General features: G+C 62.3%; 14 protein-coding genes. 8 read left to right on the forward strand and 6 right to left on the reverse strand.

Features of this window, described 5'->3' with window-relative positions:
• Positions 1 to 75: 75 nt before the first annotated feature.
• On the forward strand, positions 76 to 1,293 hold the full coding sequence (locus ABD903_RS10030) for a molybdopterin molybdotransferase MoeA (protein WP_345223808.1): 1,218 nt from the start codon (positions 76 to 78) through the stop codon (positions 1,291 to 1,293).
• Between the two features lie 347 nt (positions 1,294 to 1,640).
• On the opposite strand, the gene dinB is transcribed toward ABD903_RS10030, so the two are convergent.
• The 6 genes from dinB to ABD903_RS10060 form a co-directional block, all read right to left on the reverse strand.
• Complete coding sequence (gene dinB, locus ABD903_RS10035) at positions 1,641 to 2,723, reverse strand: DNA polymerase IV (RefSeq protein ID WP_345223810.1); 1,083 nt, start codon at positions 2,721 to 2,723, stop codon at positions 1,641 to 1,643.
• Positions 2,724 to 2,896: 173 nt separating this feature from the next.
• Positions 2,897 to 3,790, reverse strand: coding sequence for an N-acetylglucosamine kinase (locus tag ABD903_RS10040; RefSeq protein ID WP_345223811.1), 894 nt, complete (start codon positions 3,788 to 3,790; stop codon positions 2,897 to 2,899).
• A gap of 145 nt (positions 3,791 to 3,935) precedes the next feature.
• The gene (locus tag ABD903_RS10045) at positions 3,936 to 6,749 is read right to left on the reverse strand and encodes an MGH1-like glycoside hydrolase domain-containing protein (protein ID WP_345223813.1); all 2,814 of its coding nucleotides are present in this window, start codon (positions 6,747 to 6,749) and stop codon (positions 3,936 to 3,938) included.
• Positions 6,750 to 7,002: 253 nt separating this feature from the next.
• A complete protein-coding gene (locus ABD903_RS10050; protein WP_345223814.1) occupies positions 7,003 to 7,554 on the reverse strand; it encodes an efflux RND transporter periplasmic adaptor subunit in 552 nt (183 codons plus the stop codon).
• A 296-nt stretch (positions 7,555 to 7,850) separates the two neighbouring features.
• Complete coding sequence (locus ABD903_RS10055; RefSeq protein ID WP_345223815.1) at positions 7,851 to 8,228, reverse strand: cupredoxin domain-containing protein; 378 nt, start codon at positions 8,226 to 8,228, stop codon at positions 7,851 to 7,853.
• A 12-nt stretch (positions 8,229 to 8,240) separates the two neighbouring features.
• Positions 8,241 to 10,727 carry a heavy metal translocating P-type ATPase gene (locus tag ABD903_RS10060; RefSeq protein ID WP_345223816.1) on the reverse strand — a complete coding sequence of 829 codons (2,487 nt, stop codon included), beginning with the start codon at positions 10,725 to 10,727 and terminating at the stop codon, positions 8,241 to 8,243.
• 404 nt (positions 10,728 to 11,131) lie between these two features.
• Between ABD903_RS10060 and ABD903_RS10065 the strand changes: the two genes are divergently transcribed.
• The 7 genes from ABD903_RS10065 (at position 11,132) to ABD903_RS10095 (ending at position 17,455) form a co-directional block, all read left to right on the forward strand.
• Positions 11,132 to 11,602, forward strand: a complete 471-nt coding sequence (locus ABD903_RS10065) for a hypothetical protein (RefSeq protein ID WP_345223818.1) — start codon at positions 11,132 to 11,134, stop codon at positions 11,600 to 11,602.
• A 256-nt stretch (positions 11,603 to 11,858) separates the two neighbouring features.
• A complete protein-coding gene (locus ABD903_RS10070; RefSeq protein ID WP_345223820.1) occupies positions 11,859 to 12,794 on the forward strand; it encodes a heavy metal-binding domain-containing protein in 936 nt (311 codons plus the stop codon).
• A gap of 23 nt (positions 12,795 to 12,817) precedes the next feature.
• Positions 12,818 to 13,636, forward strand: coding sequence for a DUF305 domain-containing protein (locus ABD903_RS10075; RefSeq protein ID WP_345223822.1), 819 nt, complete (start codon positions 12,818 to 12,820; stop codon positions 13,634 to 13,636).
• 98 nt (positions 13,637 to 13,734) lie between these two features.
• On the forward strand, positions 13,735 to 14,976 hold the full coding sequence (locus tag ABD903_RS10080; protein WP_345223825.1) for a TolC family protein: 1,242 nt from the start codon (positions 13,735 to 13,737) through the stop codon (positions 14,974 to 14,976).
• A gap of 2 nt (positions 14,977 to 14,978) precedes the next feature.
• The gene (locus ABD903_RS10085) at positions 14,979 to 15,572 is read left to right on the forward strand and encodes a hypothetical protein (protein ID WP_345223827.1); all 594 of its coding nucleotides are present in this window, start codon (positions 14,979 to 14,981) and stop codon (positions 15,570 to 15,572) included.
• Positions 15,556 to 16,704: an efflux RND transporter periplasmic adaptor subunit gene (locus tag ABD903_RS10090; protein WP_345223829.1), complete on the forward strand. Its 1,149-nt coding sequence runs from the start codon at positions 15,556 to 15,558 to the stop codon at positions 16,702 to 16,704. Before ABD903_RS10085 ends, ABD903_RS10090 begins: the two co-directional genes overlap by 17 nt.
• Before the next feature lie 4 nt (positions 16,705 to 16,708).
• Entirely contained in the window at positions 16,709 to 17,455 is a 747-nt protein-coding gene (locus tag ABD903_RS10095) for an acetolactate decarboxylase (protein WP_345223831.1), read from the forward strand.
• The last annotated feature ends 10 nt before the right edge of the window (positions 17,456 to 17,465 follow it).

The raw sequence follows: 17,465 nt of genomic DNA on the forward strand, positions 1-17,465 counted from the left end.
ACTTGCCAGCAAACGTTTGCCCGTACGCGTAGTTTTCCAGCTGTAGCACCTTTCCGCCCGCAAAGTACCGCATTCATGATTTCAGTTGCCGAAGCCACCCGCCTCGTGTGGTCTACCCTACGCGTGCTGCCCCCCGAAACCCTACCGCTGGCCGCTGCCTTGGGCCGGGTGCTGCGCGAGCCGCTGCACGCCGACCGCGACTTTCCGCCCTTCGACCGCGTGGCCATGGACGGCATAGCTGTGGCCTACAACGCCCTGGCAGCCGGGCAACGGGAATTTCCGCTGGAACGCACACAACTGGCCGGGCAAGCCCCGCTAACGCTGAAAAATCCGCAAGCCGCCATCGAAATCATGACCGGCGCCGCCCTGCCGCCCGGCACCGACACCGTAATTCGCTACGAGGACTTGTTGATTAGCGACGAAGCCTCCCAGCGGGTAGCCGCTGTGCAAGTCGTTCCGCCCACTGCCGGCCATAACGTGCACCGCCGCGCCGCCGACCGCCGCCAAGGCGACCTGCTGCTGCCCGTGGGCACGGTTATGGGTCCGGCACAGCTAGCCGTGGCTGCTACCGTGGGGGCCGCCCAAGTGCAGGTTACCCGGCGTCCGCGGGTGGCCGTGGTAAGTACCGGCGACGAGCTGGTTGCCATCGACCAAACCCCGCTGCCGCACCAGATTCGGCGCTCCAACGGGCTCATGCTACAGGCCGCGGCCCAGCAAGCCGGCGCCGAAACGGCCGCGTTCCATTTCAACGACGACCCTGAGGTGCTGCGCGTTGGCCTGCCGCCGTTGCTGCGCGACTTCGACGTGGTGCTGTTGAGCGGCGGCGTATCGAAAGGGAAGGCCGATTACCTGCCCCAGGCGTTGCAGGAAGCCGGCGCCGAGCAGCTGTTTCACGAGGTGCAGCAGCGGCCCGGCAAGCCGTTTTGGTTTGGGCGGCACCCGCAAGGCGCGGTGGTATTCGCGCTGCCCGGCAACCCCGTCTCCACCTTTTTGAATTACTTCCGCTACGCCCAGCCCTGGCTGCTGGCGGCGCAACAACCGCACCCTAGCCCCGCTCCCACCGCTTACGCAACTCTGGCTACCGATTTCGTCTTCAAGCCCAGCTTAACGCACTTCCTACTCGTCAAAATCAGCAATACCCCAGATGGCCGCCTGTGGGCCCATCCTCTCGACCGCACCCAAAATTCCGGCGACCTGGCCAGCCTGCTGCACGCCGATGCTTTCGTGGAGCTGCCCGCCGACCGCGTCGAGTTTGCTGCTGGAGAAGGCCTGCCGCTGTGGCGGTTAGCGTAGCGTTCAGCGCAAATTCCCGCAAGTGAGATATTATGAACCTAATTTCGCAGAAAGACCCGGCCGTCCGGGATTTGATTGACCATTTCATGTCCTTGTTTGGCCCAGGCAGCTTTACTCTCCGGGACTATTGGGACGGTGATGCATGTGCTATCGGTTTTGAAAGCTTAAATCAAAGGCAACTTATTTATGTGAATTCATTTAATCGAAGGCCGTTCCATTATTATGTGGACTTGGAAGATGTAAGTAACTCCCACAGCTATTCCGTGATTCAGAACATTGAAAATGCCAGCATAGCCCAAGTTGAGGAATTGATGCGGCGTTACATTATCGAACACTGAACCGTAGAACTAAAACGGCAACGCCAGCTGCCGGCCTACGGAATCTTCGCTGGCTTCCAGGTTTGAGAGCGAAACGCCCAACAAACGCACGCCTTTGGGAAGCGGATACAGCGCGGTTAGCAGCTCGCGGCTTACGCGTTCGAGCAGCTGCTTATCGGTGAACAGGCCGAGGCTGGAGCGGCTGCGGGTGAGCTGCTGAAAGTCGGCATACTTCACCTTTACCGTTACGGTGCGGCCCAGCACGCCGGTGCGCTGGCAATATTCCCACACCGAATCGAGGGAGGGTTGCAGGCCTTCCAGCAGCTCTTCGTCGGTGGTCAGGTCCTGCTCGAAGGTGGTTTCGGAGCCTACGGATTTGCGGACGCGGTCGGCCACCACGGGGCGGTGGTCGATGGCGCGGGCAATGGCGTAGTAATAGCCGCCAGCCTTGCCGAAATGCTGGCGCAGAAACGCTTCGGGCAACTCCCGTAAATCGGCGCCGGTGAAAATGCCCAGCTGGTTCATTTTAGCGGCCGTTACCGGTCCGATGCCGTGAAAGTCGCCCACCTTCAGCGGCTCCACGAAGGCCAGCCCTTCCTCGGGTTTGATGACGTGCAGGCCGTGGGGTTTGCGGTAATCGGAGGCCAGCTTCGCCAGAAACTTATTGTACGAGACGCCTGCCGAAGCTGTGAGCTGCGTTTCGGCCAGAATTTTAGCCTGGATTTGCTGCGCAATGCGCGTGGCCGAAGCCATCTGCTTCAGGTTCTCCGTTACGTCCAGGTACGCTTCGTCGAGCGACACGGGCTCGATGAGCGGCGTGTATTCGGCAAAAATGGCCCGGATTTGTCGCGACACCGCCTTGTACACCTCGAAGCGCGGCTTCACGAACACCAGATCGGGGCACTGGCGCTGCGCCACCGTGGAGGGCATGGCCGAGCGCACCCCAAACTGCCGCGCCTCGTAGCTGGCCGCGGCCACCACGCCGCGCTGCCGCGAGCCACCTACGGCCACGGGCCGGCCGCGCAGCTCGGGGTTGTCGCGCTGCTCCACCGAGGCATAGAACGCGTCCATGTCGAGGTGAATGATCTTACGTTGGGTTTCCTGCTGCTCCACCGGCTCGTTTCTGGCTCCACGAAGATACGGCGCCGCGCACCGCCTGCCAGCGCCCGAACCGGCTACTTGAACGACCCAAAACGGATGTCAAACGGCAGCTATGAACAAGCAAGAAGCGCCCGCAACCTTTCGGTGCGGGCGCTTCTGTTTAGTGCTTCAGATACTAAAAACTCCTACCCTTTCAGCACGGGCGTGGCGGTAAAGTCGATGCCGTCGCGCAGGGCTTCCACGTGGTAGTCCACGAGGTCGTCGATGGGCGAACGAATGATTTTGCCCACCTGCATGCCGTGGGTGCGGGCTACCTGGGCCAGCGCATCGCGGAAGTTGTAGCCTACCGAGCCCACGCAGTTAAAGCTCAGGCCCTGGTAGCCGGGGTATTGCGTCACGAGGTTCTTGAAGAAAGCCTCAAAGCCTTCCACCACGATGTCGCGGCAGTAGCTCACGTTGTTGTGGTCGTAGGCAAACTTGCTGAAGGAGGCCAGAAAGCGGTTCGGCAGCGGCTTGTTGTACACGCGGTCGAAGATTTCCTCGTTGTCGAAGCCGTACTGCTCTTTGAAGGCGGCTTGCAGGCCGTCGGGCAGCAGGCCGCGCATATAGTCGCGCAGCAGGCGCTTGCCAATCCAGGAACCCGAGCCTTCGTCGCCGAGGAAGTAGCCGAGCGAATCGATGTTGTGGGCCACCTGCTGGCCGTTGTAAATGCAGGAGTTGGTGCCAGTGCCCAGAATGGCGGCAAACCCGCTGTTGCGACCCAGCAAGGCGCGGGCAGCGGCCAGCAAATCGTGGCTCACGTACACCTTGGCCTTCGGGAAAATCTGGCGCATGGCCCTCACCACAATTTCCACGTTGGCGGGCGTGGAGCAACCGGCGCCGTAGTAGCTCACGTCGGTCACCTGCTCGCGCGGCAGGGTGTCGGGCAGGTTGGCATCGAGCGAGGCAGCAATGCCTTCGGTGCTGATAAAGTACGGGTTGTAGCCCTCGGTGCTGAAGTGGACGCGCTGGTCGGTGTCGGCAGAATCGAGCTGACACCACGTGGTTTTGGTGGAGCCGCCGTCGGCAATCAGTATCATGGCGGGGTGCTTTAAGGGAGAGAAAACGAAGGATTTTGCGGAACCGGGAAACCCGAACCGGGAAATGCGGGCCGGAAAATACGGGTTTCATCCACGTTTCGCTGAATTTCTTCCGGCTCCGGGCCTGCACAACGGCTGCGGGCGGCTACTGCACCCGCGTAAAGCGCAGGTAGTCGAGCATGGCCTGGTTCACTTCGCCGTTCATGTTTTCGTTGGCGGGTTCAAAGGCCAGCACCAGCGTGTGCTGGCCTTTTTTCAGTTGAATTAGCACCGGGTTTGAATATCCCCAGTCCGACCATTCCTCTACCCCGCGCTGCGGAAAGACCACCGTACCCGCCAGTTGCGAGCTAAGGCGCAGCGTGCGCATTGCGCATTTGTTGCTGGTGTTAATGGGTCCGTTGCCGTTCGCGTAGCGAAACTCCACGGCGTACAGCCCGTCGGCCGGAACCGTCACGGGTACTGCGAGTCGGCGGTTCAGACTGCGGCTAATTTCCACGAACCCCTTGCCCGAGTAGCCTTTGTAGGGTCGGTTGGCTTTGCCCGTAGTCGCTTCCAGCTCCACCACGGTGCGGTAGCGTTCGGCGGCTACCGGCAGCGGCTCGCTGGCGAAACTCTCGAACCCAGCCGCGTCCACGGCCAGCACTTGGTATTCGGTGTAAGCCGTCGGCGCGGTCACCGCAAACTCGGTATCGGTGGTGCGGGCCGCAAATTGGCCGTTGCGTAGCACTTGGTAAGCGGTGGCTCCTTCCACCGGCGCCCAGCGCAAGCGGCCGGTTTGGTAGCGCACGGCTGGCGTCATGGGGGCTACGTGGTGCGGCACTTTGTTTTGCGTAGCTGCAGGCGGTGCTTCGTTGCTTAGCTCGATGCGGATGCGGTGCGTGCCACTGAGGCTGGCCGGCACGGCGGCATTTGGTAACGGCTGGCCATCAAGTGTAATGCTGCGGATGCTGCGGCCGTACCCACTCATTTCAATATCGAGCTTGGCTTGGCGGTACGTAAAGTTGCTCAAGCGCCGGGTGCCTTGGAGCGCCTGCGGCACAAACGGCCGGAACACCAGCCCATCGGGTTGAAAGTCCATACCGAACAGGCCTTTGTACACCAGTCCGAGCGAGCCAGACAAACTCCAGAGCATCACGCTGCTGTTTACTTGCGTGCCCGCAAAGTCGCCGTTCGAGGCCACGAAGTTCTCCTTGTTGGTGAGGAACAGCGCCGCCGGGCGGGAAACCGCGGCAATGCTTTCCATGAAGGCCGTTTCGTTGCCGGCTTTGGCGGCGGCCAGGCCCCAAAAGCTCTGCACAAAGGGCCACACGGCGTTGTTGTGGTAGGGCGGAATACCCGCAATCTGCGGGTAAATGCACGGAATGCCGTAATCCATGACGGGCGTGCGGGCCACCACAGATTGGCCCCGCGCCTCTTCTGCCACGCCAAAGAGCACGCACAGTGCCTCGCCCAGAGTTTCTGATTTGGGCGACAACGTCAGGTAGTTACGGCCGTAGCGGTACTGGCCGTAGTAGCCGTAATCTGCCAGCCATAATTGGTTGATGCCGGATTTAATATGTTCGGCAGTTGCGCTGTGGGCTTGCGCCACTTCCTCTTGCCCCAAGCGTTGGGCCATTTTAGCCAGCACTACGTTGGCCTGGTAATGCACCGCGTTGGTGCCCAGGTTTTCGCTCTGGTAAATGTCGGTTGGCTGCATCCAGCGTGGGTATGTTTGCTCGCGCCAGTCTAGAAACGAAGACTCGCCGCGCACCAGAAAGGTCAGGCTGCCCGGCGGATTAAGGGGGATGATATCCTCCGGCTTCAGGTAGGAAGGATTTCTCCACAACAGCTCGCTGTTTGGGTCGTAGGCGTTCTGTACGTCGTCTTCAATAGACTTTTTGATGATCGGGTACACCTTGCGCAGCCAGGCTTCGTCGCCGGTGGTGAGGTAGATTTCCCAGGCGGCCACTGCCCAGATCATGCGGTCGGTGGAAACGGGGTAAGCGCCGCCGGTGCCGGTGTCCTGAATGATGCGGCCGTCGTCGGTAACTTTGCGCAGCAGGCTGGTTTTGGCTACTTCGGGCTGCAGAGCCGCTTGGGCCAGAATAATGGAGTAGCTGATGTCGCGGGTCCAGACGCCGGCCCACTCCTGCCCGGTTCGGAACGTACCGTCGGGCTCCACGGCGCGCCTGGCTTCTTCCAGCGCCAGGTTGTAGAGCGCGTCGAATAGCGGGTAATCCGATTGGTATTGCGGGAAGGCCGACACGTCGAGGCTTTGTTTCCAGGCGCTGGCGGTGGTTTTTGCGTCGGAGTGGGCGTTGAGCGTAACGGTGGTTTCGTAGATACCGTCGCCCTCGGGGTCCTTCAGCTCCAACTGGGGCTTGTTGATGAGGTTGTCGAAGTCCCAGCTCAGCGGCGTGGTGTTGCCGGCCACGTGCACGTGCTTGAAATCGGCCTGGTATAGCTTCTGACCGTTGTAAAGCTGATAATACCCTTGCTGCTTGAACGCCGCCAGCACCGGGCGCAGATCCAGCCGAATTTTCAGCGGCGTGTTGGGTGCCAGGTAGGTGTTAACCGGCACCGGCGTGCGGTCCACGTACTGCTGCCCGAACACAATGAGTGGGGTTTCTAGCAACGCCCCGTCGGCTTTCGGCAGGGCTACGAACACGTGGTCCTGGCCGGGTTGCATCTCGTTGTCCTTGCCATTCAGGCTAAACTTAAAGCTCACCTGGGGGCTCTGAAACGCATTGGCCGGGCTGCGGTAATTCGAGGTCAGTTCCTGGCGCGAAAGGGCGCGGGCCGTGTGCGGCCCCTGCACTACGGCGTCGCGGTAAATGGTGTAGGCGTCGGATTGCCACACGGGCGCGGGCGCCGTTGGCTCCGGGGCCGGCGTTGCGGCCGGATTGGAAGTAGTCGTTTGCTGCATTTTGCAGGCGCCAAACGTCAGCAGCAGGCCCGCCGACAGGGGTAGATACTTCATGCAAGCAGGAAAAAGTCGAACGCGGGCGTTTCGGAGCGGGTTTCGCAAAGCCCGGCCCAGAGTGGCAATCAGCCCACGGGGAGGCCGCGAACAACGTTGCGCTGCCTGAACCGTGGGTCGAAAGTGACCCTAAAGTAAGAACCGCTGTCCGATGCTGCTCCTCAAGCAGGAGCCTTCTGCTGGCTCGTTCCTTTCAAAACCTGCTGCTTTTAACCGTTGGCCAGAAGGAAAACCAGCGCCTGATCCTGGTGGATTAGTTAGCGGTGAGGGCCGCCGTGGGCACCACGTTGGGCTGGGCCAGCACGGCCACAGCGGTGGTATCAGATACGCGGGTGCCGGCTGCTACCGGCTGGCCCACAATAATGCCGTCGGCGGGGGCCTGCACGAAGGCAAAGGTCACTTGCTTGGGCGTGCCCGCCAGGCGGGCGCCGGCCTCGGTTACACGCTGCTGGGCCTGGGCCACCAGGGCGGCATCGGGGTTAGCAGTAGCAGCCAGGGCTGTAAGCTGCTGCTGGGCTTTGGCTACGTTGGCCTGGGCCTGCTGCCGCGCTACGGTGTTCAGCGGTACGGCCAGCTTGGCCAGCACTTGGCCGCGGGTCACGTGGCTGCCCTCCTGCACGTACACCTCCCACACGTGCGCGGCGGTAGCGGCGTGCAGGCGGTGCAGGGTAACGTCGGTGTTTTCGGGCGCGGTTAACGAGGTTAACGACACTTCGACCGGGGCATGCGCCTTGTTATTACGGGGACAAAAAGCGGCGGCCGTAAGGGCCAGCGCGAGAACTAGAAAAACAGTCAGGGTTTTCATTACAGAATTGGGAAAGCAACCGCTTTAGGGCTGCAAAGCCGGCAAGCGCCGGCTCACTATCGGATAGACGCACAAGGGCCCTAAAACCCTTACGCCCGCGCAATTATTTTTTGAGCTTTACCCATTGGGTATACTCTTAAACTAACAACTCGGCCCGATGGTGTCTGCTTTAATTACAATTATTTCCAAAAGGTCTGCTACAACAGCTGAGCAGGCCTTTTGCTGAAACTCGTTCGGAAATCAGCTTAGGGGGTAAAGCGCGGCCGCCGGCTAAGGAGCCGTGTGCGGGCTACGGCTTACTTCACCACCAGCCGGCCGCGCAGCATATTCATGCCGCAGGTAAACTCGAAGGAACCGGGCTGCTGCGGCAGAAATTCCACGGTGGTGGTTTGAAAAGCGGGCAGCTCGCGCCTAATCTGGAAGTCGGGCATCAGCAGCTCTTCGGAGCAGGTGGCTTCTTCGTCGCGGTAAAAGTTGAGTTGCACGGGTTTGCCGGCCGCCACCTCAATCACGTCGGGCGAGTAGCCGCCCTTTACCGTGATGTCCACCTCCTGCACGCCGCTCGACGACGACACGGCGCTTACGGCTTCGTGCGGCGAAAAGAAAAAGTACCAAAGCACGAACCCGATTAAGCCTATGCCAGCGGTTGTAACTACGATTTCAGAAAAGTCCATAGCAAACAAGGTTTAACGGCTGCTGAAAGCGCGCAAGCGCAGCGAGTTGGTAAGCACCGAAACAGAACTCAGGGCCATGGCCGCGGCCGCCAGCATGGGCGAAAGCAACCAGCCGAACACGGGGTACAGCAAACCAGCGGCAACGGGAATGCCCAGCACGTTGTAGATGAAAGCAAAAAACAGGTTTTGCCGGATGATGCGGATGGTTTGCCGCGACAGCGCAATGGCCGTAACCACGCCTTGCAAATCGGAGCGCATGAGGGTGATGCCGGCGGCTTCCATGGCCACGTCGGTGCCGCCACCCATGGCCAGGCCAATGTCGGCCTGGGCCAGCGCGGGCGCGTCGTTAATACCGTCGCCCACCATAGCCACGGTGCGGCCTTCGGCCTGCAGTTCCTTCACTTTGCCGGCTTTGTCCTGGGGCAGCACCTCGGCGAAATACCGTTTAATACCCACTTGCGAGGCCACTTTAGCAGCCGTTTGCGGATTGTCGCCGGTCATCATCACCACTTCAATGCCCAGGCTTTGCAGCTGCTGGATGGCCGTTGCCGACGACTCGCGCACGGTATCGGCCACGCCAATAAGGCCCGCGGCTTGGTTGTTCACGGCCACGTAGAGCACCGTTTTGGCTTGGTTCAGTAGCTCGTCGGCTTGCTGCCGGAAGGCCGGTTCGAGCATCACGCCAGCTTCTTCCAGCAAACGGGCATTGCCAATCAGCACCGCTTGCCCATCCACGGTAGCCGCTGCCCCTTTCCCTTCCACGGCCCGGAAGCCAGTTGCGGGAAGCTGTCCGGCGCCTTGCGCATCGGCGTAGCGCACCACGGCCTCGGCCAGCGGGTGTTCCGATTGCCGCTCCAGCGCGGCCGTTAGCTGCAGGAGGCGCGCGGCATCCTGGCCGGCAGCGGGCACGAAATCGGTAACGCTGGGCTCCCCGCGGGTAATGGTACCGGTTTTGTCGAGCAGCACGGTGGTAACCTGGTAGGCCTTTTCCAGCGCCTCAGCGTTGCGAATGAGCACGCCCTGCTCGGCGCCTTTGCCGGTACTGACCATAATGGCCGTGGGTGTGGCCAAACCCAAGGCGCAAGGGCAGGCAATGATGAGCACGGCTACAAAATTAACCAGCGCCAACGGCAGGCGGGTTTCGGGCGGGGTCAGATCAAACCAGAGCACGAAGGTGAGAATGGCAATGCAGACCACCGTGGGCACAAAAATGGCGCTGACTTTATCGGCCAGCCGCTGAATGGGCGCGCGGCTGCCTTGGGCGTCTTCTACCAGTTTCACAATCTGGGCCAGCATGGTATCGGCGCCCACTTTGGTAACGCGGAAACGGAACGAGCCGGTTTTGTTGAGCGTGGCGCCGAACACCGGGTCGCCCTCCGTTTTCTCCACCGGCAGGCTTTCGCCCGTTAGCATGGCCTCGTCGACGGCCGAGTGCCCCGCCAGCACGACGCCGTCGGTGGCTACTTTCTCGCCGGGGCGCACCAGCACCACGTCGCCGAGCTGCACCTGCTCGATGGGCAGGTCGATTTCCTGCTCGCCGCGCAGCACGCGGGCCGTTTTGGCCTGCAGGCCCATCAAGGATTTGATGGCGGCCGAGGTCTGGGTTTTGGCGCGTAGCTCCAGCACCTTGCCCACCAGAATGAGGGCAATGATGGTGGCGGTGGTATCGTAATACACCTCGGGCATGAGGCCGCTGCGCATGAAGAAGTGCGGTACCACGGTGGCGGCCAAGCTGTACAAAAATGCCGCGCCGGTGCCCACGGCAATGAGCGTATCCATGTTGGCGGCGCGGTGCTTGAAAGCATTCCAGGCCGAGGTGTAAAACTCGCGGCCGCTGTAAAGCAGCACCGGCAGCGTGAGAACCAGCAGCAGGTAATTCAGCCACTGCATGTTAATGCGCGCCATCAGCGCCGGCCACAGCATGACCATCGACAGCGGCATGATAACGGCCGCCAGGCCGGCCGCCACCCACAGGCGGCGCTTCAGGCTGAGGTAGGCGGCGGCTTTCTGGCGGTCCAGCTCGGCCTGGCGGTCGGCGGCGCTGGTGTCGGGCGGCGGAGGTGCGGCCACACCGTAACCGGCTTTAACCACGGCGGCCTTCAGCGTATCGGGCGAGGCTTCGTGGGGCAGGTATTCCACGGTGGCCCGCTCGGTGGCGAAGTTCACCATGGCATTGTGCACGCCGGGCGTACGCTTGAGCGACTTTTCCACGAACGAGGCGCAGGAGGCGCAGGTCATGCCCTCGATATCGAGGGTGGCCGTGGCGGTTTGGGCAACTGACGGCGCTGCCGTTACCGCGGCAGCAGCGTGTTTCTGGTGCGCCAAATGCGCGGCGGCCGTTTCCACCGGCTCTGCCGACGCGTACTGTTCCGGCTCGGCATCAAACCGGCTTTTGCAGCTGGCCGAGCAGAACACGTACTCTTTATTCTGGTAGCGGGACCGGTGCGCGGCGGTGGCCGCGTCTACCATCATGCCGCATACTACATCACGTTGGTTCATAGCAGGTAAGCAGGCTTTACACCCACGAGTATTTTCTACTGCAAAGCAACAGCCGCCGGAGCCCGTTGGCGGTACGGGATTCGGCCCAGCAGTTGCAGAATTCGGTTGCGGTGGCGCTTGGCCCGAAGTACGGGCGGTGTCAGGGCGGCTGTTCGCTTCCGAGCCTAAGCCTGAGCCACTGCCCTGTATACGTTCCGGGGGAGCCGAGCAGACCAACATAATTTCCGCCCGGACTTACAGAATTTGTGCCTCGTTGGCCTAGCCATTCGCTGAAAACACCCTTGGTTGCTCTGCAAGTAGGTTCTTGCGTGTTCAAAGCAACTTGACGCTGGCTTGAGGAACACCACCGGACTTGCATAAGGAAACGCTGCAGCTACTTTTGTCGTTGATAGTGCACTTCGGCTATGTTCACACTCTCTGTTCTTACGCGACGCTACACGGCGGTGACCTTCCTGGTCATCTTCCTGCACGTGCTCGTGGGTCAGTGCGTGTGCGCCGCCATGGGTCCGCGCCAAGCTGCGCAGGAGCAGTCGGCAATGCCGATGCCGGCCGGTGGCAAGCATGCGGCCTGCCACGCGGCGGCTCAGGCGGCCAAGCGGCACAACCGGCAAGTGCCGGCTGGTTCGCACGGCTCTTCGCAGCACGAGTGCTGCAAGGCCAAGCTGACGGCGGTGCTGGCCGGCCTTCAGGCGCCTACCGACGTGAAGGCCGAAATTCCCGCGCCGCTGTGGCTGGCTCTGCCGCCCACGCTTGATTTCACGTTTGCCCGCTTTACCAGCTGGAACCGGGCCGAAAAAGTGTTGCTGGTGCCTCCACAGCACCTCAAGCCCAAAATCCCCGACATCCGGATTTTCATTCAGTCCCTCACGGTCTGAGTTGACGCGCGCCCCAGGCTCGTGCCGGCATAGCCTTGCTATGCCCGGCCGGGCCTTTTTGTTTGCGCGCTCCTATGCGGGTTCCGCGGCCATTATCGGCCGTAACGCCTTCCCTTTCTCTGCTGATTTACCCGTGGCTGGGCGGCCCTGTTTCCGCTACGCCAACGCGACCCAGCGTGCGTTTTTGCCGTTGCCCCATTGCATCGGGTCAGCCGAACCGCACCACCCTCCCTCTCCTATTTCATTCCTGTTTCCAATGAAACGCATCGTTTTTTCGCTGCTTGCAGCCACCACTTTGTTTGCCGTGGGCTGCTCTTCCGATAGCGCCTCCAGCAGCTCCACCAATACCGTGGAAGACGCCAGTGCCGAACACGCCGGCGGCCACACCTACTCCTGCCCCATGCACCCGGAGGTAACCAGCACCAAGGCTGGCGAAACCTGCCCCAAGTGCGGCATGAAGCTGGAGCACACCGATTTGCCGGCCAACGGCAAAACCTACCAGATGAAGCTGGAAACAGCGCCCGAGCAGTTCAAAGCGGGCCAGGTGGTGCCGTTGGCTTTCCGCCCGCAGGAAGCCGGCAACGAAGCCGCGCCGGTGCCGCTGGCCGTGGTGCACGAGAAGAAGATTCACCTCATCATCGTCTCCAAAGACCTCTCGCAGTTTTACCACGAGCACCCCGAGTACACCGCCCAGGGCAACTACGTGGTTAACTACACCTTCCCGAAAGGCGGCGAGTACGTACTGTTTCAGGACTACACGCCCGATGGCGCCGGCCACCAGCTGGGCCGCCAGGCCGTTACGGTGCAGGGCCCGGCCGCCGCGCCGGTGAAGTTCTCGAACGACGACATGCAGTGGGCGCAGGACGGCTACCAGGCCACGCTTTCGTTTGATAAGCCCCTGCAAACTGGCACGTTGCTGGGCATGAACATCACCATCAGCAAAGACGGCCAGCCCGTAACCAACCTCGAAAACTACCTCGGCGCCCTGGGCCACGTGGTGGTCATTAGCGAAGACACCGAGAAGTACCTGCACGTACACCCCGAAGATCAGGCCGACAAAGGCCCGCGCATTGCGTTCAATACCAACTTCGAGGCCGCCGGCCGCTACCGCGTGTTCCTGCAGTTTAATCACGGCGGGCGCATTCACACCGGCGACTTCACCATTAACGTACCGGCTCAGCCCGCTTCGTAAACCCTCTTTTTCAAAACGGAATCATGAAAACGACCTCTTTCCTGTTCGCCCTTGCCACTGCTGCTTCCCTGGTTTTGAGCGGCTGCAGCAACCAGTCCGAAACCACCGAAGCCAGCACGGCCACTACCGATGAGCACGCCGGCCACGACCACGCCAGCTCCGACGCGGGCGGCATGAACCACGACGCGGCCGGGGCCGGCTCGGGCATGATGGCCGCCATGCACGCCAACATGCAGGCCATGGAAGCCGAAAAGCCGGCCGGCAACACCGACCACGACTTCGCCCACCTGATGATGGCCCACCACCAGGGGGCCGTGGCCATGGCCGACCTGCAATTGAAGAACGGCAAAGACGCCACCCTGCGGCAAATGGCGGAGAAAATTAAAGCCGATCAGCAGCGGGAAATAGCCGAGCTGGAGCGCGTGGCCACCCGCCTCGACGGGGCACCTTCCAACTACAACCCCAACAACCCGGCCGACCCCTTCACCCAGAAAATGAAGGCTTCCATGGACCTGATGATGGCCGACATGCCCCGCGAAACCGGCAACACCGACGTCGATTTTGCTGCCCTCATGATTCCGCACCACCAAAGCGCCCTCGCCATGATTCAGGCCGAGCTGGACCACGGCCGCGACACCAAGCTCAAGGAAATGGCGCAGAAAATGATGGCTGAACAAAAAAAGGAAATTGAGCAGCTGAAAGCTTGGCAGGCCAAAAACGGCGGCGCCACCGCCAAGCCCACGGCCGCTGTGTACGAGTGCACAATGGGTTGCGAAGGCAGCACCAGCAACAAGCCCGGCAAGTGCCCCAAATGCGGCATGGACCTGGTGAAGAAAGCCTAACCGGTGCCGGGCCGCCCCAATTGCCGGCGGCTCTGCCCTGCTGCCTTCCTACCAGCCGGCCTGCCGCCCGCAGAAACCTGGCTGAATACTCCTTCACAATGCATTCGAGAATTCTGAGACGCCTGATTTTCCAGCTGACTGCCTCGCTGCTCCTGCTTAGCGGCGGCGAGGCAGCGGCGCAAACGGCTGCCCTTCCGCTGGACAGCGCCGAGGCCCAGGCCCTGCGCCGGCACCCGCGGCTGCGGCAGTCGGCGCAGGAAATTGAGGAGCAGCGCGCCCTGAAACGCGGCAGCTTCTCGCCGCCCAACCCCGACTTTCTGTTCGCGGCGCCCACCGGCGAAATGTGGGCGCCGGGCGTGGTGCAAACCATTGAGTCGCCGGCGGTGTACCGGCGGCAGGCGCGGGTGGCGCAGGCCGGCATTACGCTGGCCGAGCGCAACCAGGACGTAAACCGCGCCACCGTACTGCGCGACGTACGCCTGGCCTACCTCAGCCTGCAGTTTGCCGAGGCCCAGCTGCGTCAGCTCAGCTACCAGGACAGTTTGTTCCGCACCTTGGAGCAGGCCACCGAGCGGCTGTTCGCGGCCGGCGAAATAACCTCGCTGCAGCGCATTAGCACGGTGGCCGAAGCCCGGCAGGTTCGCAATCTGCGCGAGCAGGCTTTGGTGGACTTACGCTCGGCTCAGCGCCGGCTGGGCTTGCTGCTTGGCAGGCCCGAGGCGCCGCTGGCTACCAGCACCGACCTGCGCGCCACCGGTCCGCAGGTAGCCCAAACCAGTGCCGCATTGCTGGGCTCATTGCCCGAAGCCGACAGCTCGGCCCTTACGCTCAGCCCCACGCTGGCGTACTACCGGCAAAACGTGGCGCTCAGCCAGCAGGGCATTAGCTTGGTGCGGGCGCGGCGGGCGCCGGCCCTCACGCTGGGTTATCAGAATCAGGGGTTTGAAAACTCGCCGATGCGCTACCGCTTTCAGTTTGGCGTGTCGGTGCCCATTTGGTTCTGGACTTACCGCTCGCAGCTGCAAGCGGCCACAGCGCGGGAACGGGCGGCTACCTACCAGCTGCAGGCGCAGCAGCTCGACCTGAGCACGCAGTACCAACAAGCCCTGGCCGACACGCGCAAGCTGGCGTCGTCGCTTACGTACTACCAGCAAACGGCGGTGCCGCAGGCGGGCAGCATCATCAGCCAGTCGCAGCGCCTGTTCCGGGCCGGCGAAATCAGCTACCTGGTGCTTATCCAGAGCCTGAACCAAGCCTTTACCATTCAGAACACTTACCTGAGCACCATCCGCGACTACCGACAGGCCGTGGTGGAGCTCAACTTCCTGCGGGGCGAATAACGATGAAACACCTGCTTGCATTCTTACTCGGCCTGCTGCTCAGCACGGCGGCCCTCGCCCACGGCGGCGAAGACCACGGCGAAGGCAAAGCGGCCACGGCGGCCGGCGCCACCTCGTTTTCGGTGGCGGCCATGTCGGAGCAATTCGAAGTACTGCTGCGCTACGAGCCGCTGGAAAAAGGCCAGCCGGCCCACCTGCGCCTGTTCCTTTCCGACTACGCCACCAACGTGCCCATTAAAGGCGCCAAGCTGACGCTGACCACGCCCGAAGACGCGGCCCTGAAGTGGACCGTGCAGGAAGAAGAACCCGGTATTTACCTGGTAGAAGGTCAGTTTCCGGCCAACAAGCCCTACAGCTTAGCTGTGAACGTGGTGGCCGGCAACCGCGCCGATTTGCTCCTGCTCCGCGGCATCGACGTTGGCAAAAAGCTGCCCGTGGCCGAGCACGAAGACGCACCGGGCCTGCAAACCTGGCAGCTTGTGCTGCTGCTCGTCGGCGCCTTCCTGGCCGGCATTCTGCTGACTGCGCTACTGCTCCGCCGCCGGCGCAACACTCCCACCACCCCCACGCCGCTCGTGTATGAAAACCAAGCATAAAATTCTGACGGCAGCCGCGGTGGCCACCGTGGCGCTCAGCGTTTTCCTGCCGCCGCCCGCGCCGCTGCAGGCGCACGACGGCGAGGACCACGGCTCGGCCGCCCAGCCCAGCGCCGGCGTAGCCCTCACCGACGAAGTGCTGCTGCCCAAGGAAAGCCAGTTCCTGTTTGAGGTGCGTACCTCCCTGGCCGCGTACTCCGACACCTACAACCGCCTGACGCTGTTCGGCAACGTAACCTCGGCCGCCGGCGGCGAGGGCCGCATTGTAGTGCCGCAAACCGGCCGCATTGTGGCCCTTTCGGCGCAGGTGGGGCAGCCCGTGCGGGCCGGGCAAACGTTGGCGGTAATCGAGCAAACCCTTGATGCCACTCAGCAAATAGGCCTGGCCACGGAACGCGCCAACGCCCAAGCCGAGCTGCGCGCCGCCCAGCAGGATTACGCCCGCCTGCAAAGCATTGCCGACATAGCCGCCCGCAAAGATGTGGTAGCCGCCGAGCTACGCCTGCGCCAAGCCCGCCAGAACGCTGCTATTCTGAATGGTCAGGCCAGCCAGCGCCGCACCACCATTACCTCCCCCATCGGCGGCACCGTGGATAACTTCACGCTGGCCGTGGGCCAGCAGGTAAACCAGGGCGACGAGCTGTTTAGGGTGCTGAACCCGGGCAAGCTGAAGGTGGAAGCCCAGGTGTTCGGGAAAGACCTCGATAAGATTACGCCCGGCGCCAGGTTTCAGGTAGAAGGCTTGCAGGGCCAGCCTGCCGTGCCGGCCCGCATGCTGGTGTTCAGCAACGCCGTGAACCCCGTAAACCAGGCCCGTCAGCTGATTCTGGAACTCGACGAAACCGCCGCCAGCCAGTACCGCGCCGGCCAGGGCGTGAATGTGCAGGTGGTGGGCCAAAGCAACGCCGGCGGCCCCAAGCAACTGGTAGTGCCCACCTCCGCCGTGACGGATTTGAACGGCAAGCCGGTGGTGTTTGTGCACACCCAGCCCGAGCGGTTCAAGATTCGCTACGTGCAGCCCGGCGCGGCCAACGGCCAGCAAACGGTAATCCTGCAAGGCGACGTGAACGAAAACGACCGGGTGGTTACGCAGGGCACCTACCAGCTCAAGTCCATCTTCCTCAACCAGTAAGCTGATGCGAAAAAGTCTTTTCATCGGCTTGTTCTCACTGACGGGCTTGCTGCTAGCCGGCTGCCAGTCCGCGCCCGTTTCGGAGCCGCCGGCTACGCACACCGTGCGACACTACGGCGCCATGCGCACCTTCATGATGAAGGGCGACCTGAGCGGCCAGGTACAGCTTGATACCCTGCCGCGGACGAACCTCTACGGCCTGGGTGTGGCCGAAGGCCTGCGCGGCGAATTGCTGATTTGGAACGGCAAGGCCGCGCACACCCGCGTAGCCGCTGGCAACAGCACCGCCACCGATACAGCCTGGACCGGCCGCGCGGCCCTGCTGGTCACCAGCCGCGTGCCGCAGTGGCAACCCGCCGAACCCGTGCCCGCCGCCGTTGCCGATTACGCCGCGCTGCAACAACACATTGAAAATCGCGCTGCCGCGCAGGGCCTCGATACCAGCCGGGCGTTTGCCTTTCGCCTGAGCGGGCAACCCGAGCAGGTGCAGTGGCACGTGATGGACTGGCCTGCCACCGCCGGCCCACACACCATGGAAGGTCATAAAAAGTACGCCACCACCGGCCGTTTCCGGCAGCAACAAGTGGAGCTGCTGGGCTTCTTTTCGCGCCGCCACCAAGCCGTTTTCACCCACCACACCACCTTCATGCACCTGCACGTGCGGCCTGCCAATGAGGCGTTTGCGGCCCACGTCGACAGCCTGCGCTGGCTGCCCGGCCAGCTTCTTCTGCACCTGCCGGCAGCGCAGTAGCGGCCGGTTT

Origin of the sequence: Hymenobacter koreensis, assembly GCF_039541855.1 — a bacterium.
Lineage (GTDB): Bacteria > Bacteroidota > Bacteroidia > Cytophagales > Hymenobacteraceae > Solirubrum > Solirubrum koreensis.